This window comes from Bifidobacterium sp. (assembly GCF_050874245.1).
Taxonomy (GTDB): domain Bacteria; phylum Actinomycetota; class Actinomycetes; order Actinomycetales; family Bifidobacteriaceae; genus Bifidobacterium.
This window is the reverse complement of record NZ_JBNMKH010000197.1, coordinates 1-1,303: the sequence shown is the minus strand read 5'-3', so window position 1 is coordinate 1,303 and position 1,303 is coordinate 1. Positions and strand designations below refer to the sequence as shown.

Below are 1,303 nucleotides of genomic sequence, written 5' to 3'. Positions count from 1 at the left end.
GTGCCGTTCGCCTCGGTGGGCGAGCATTGCGCGATGAATTCGGTGACCTGCATGGCTCCGACCAAAACGTTCAACATCGCAGGACTGAATTCCGCGGCCGTGATGATTCCGAATCCGGTGCTGCGTCATAAGGTGTGGCGAGCTTTGAACACCGATGAGGTGGCGGAGCCGAACGCCTTCGCCATGGACGCCACCCTGGCCGCGTTCAATGAGGGCGAACCGTGGCTGAACGAGTTACGAGCCTATCTGGCCGGCAACAAGGCGACCGCGCGTGCGATGTTCGACAAATACAACGCTTCGGTGCCGGCCGACCGGCGCATCATCATGGTCGAAGGACATGCCACCTACCTGTTGTGGGTCGACTGTTCGGCCATCACGCATGACACGGATGCGTTGTGCGATTATCTCAAACGCGAGCATAAGGTGATGTTCTCCGAGGGTTCCGAATATGGTGGCAACGGTCATGATTTCGTGCGTATCAACGTGGCCTGTCCGCGTGCACGCATGATCGAGGGTCTTGCACGGTTCATCGACGGTCTGCTCGCGTATCGAGCACAATCGTTTCCAAAGATGGACTGATAAACCCTTGGACTGACGCATGACGGATGCGGCAACGGCCTCTTCAAGGACTATGAAAGGACGCAACATGGTGGTGGTGTTTTTCTCCCGCGCCGGCGAAAACTACGAAGTGGGCGAGGTGACGGTCGGCAATACCGCGAAGCTTGCCCAAGAGGTGGCCCGGCGGACCGATTCGCCGATGATTGAAATCACACGTACCGAGCCTTATCCGGAACGGTACGCCGCGACCTCAGAAATGGTGCAGGAGGAGCAGCGTGTCAACGCGCGTCCGCCGTTCACGCTCAGCGGCGATGTCGATGCGCTCGATTCGTCCGATACCGTGTTCCTTGGCTATCCGATTTGGTGCGGCGATATGCCGATGCCCGTGTACGCTTTTCTGGAAAGCCGCGACTGGTCCGGCAAAACCATTTATCCGTTCTGCACGCACGGCGGCAGCGGGCTTGGACGGACTCCGGAACGTATCACCGCAATCACCAAGACGACGGTGAAGCCGGGGCTTGCGGTCATGGGGACCGACGCACAGAACAACGCAAGTAAAGCCGCCGAAGCCGTCAGCGGGTGGATCGCCAAATCCGGTCTATAGATTCGCAATCCACATCCATCCGTTCCGTCTGCTTCAGCACGCCTTCGAGTTGGAGCAGACGGATTTTGGTTTCAATGCCTCCCGCATAACCGGTGAGACTGCCGTCAGCGCCGACGACCCGATGGCAGGGCACGATAAGCG

General features: G+C 58.9%; 3 protein-coding genes. 2 read left to right on the top strand and 1 reads right to left on the bottom strand.

The window, feature by feature from the left end:
- Window positions 1–579 (top strand): aminotransferase class I/II-fold pyridoxal phosphate-dependent enzyme (locus ACR0P8_RS09850; RefSeq protein ID WP_432624869.1); only part of this gene is annotated, 579 nt, incomplete at its 5' end.
- Window positions 580–631: 52 nt separating this feature from the next.
- Window positions 632–1,162 carry a flavodoxin gene (locus tag ACR0P8_RS09845; protein WP_229029341.1) on the top strand — a complete coding sequence of 177 codons (531 nt, stop codon included), beginning with the start codon at window positions 632–634 and terminating at the stop codon, window positions 1,160–1,162.
- Here the strand turns inward: ACR0P8_RS09845 and ACR0P8_RS09840 are convergent.
- A partial coding sequence (locus ACR0P8_RS09840; protein WP_432624870.1) for a methylated-DNA--[protein]-cysteine S-methyltransferase occupies window positions 1,131–1,303 on the bottom strand: 173 nt, incomplete at its 5' end. The genes ACR0P8_RS09845 and ACR0P8_RS09840 overlap by 32 nt on opposite strands.

Bases quoted from the DNA above. Each gene is read 5' to 3' on its own strand.
- ACR0P8_RS09845 (WP_229029341.1), top strand. From the start codon at position 632: ATGAAAGGACGCAACATGGTGGTGGTGTTTTTCTCCCGCGCCGGCGAA.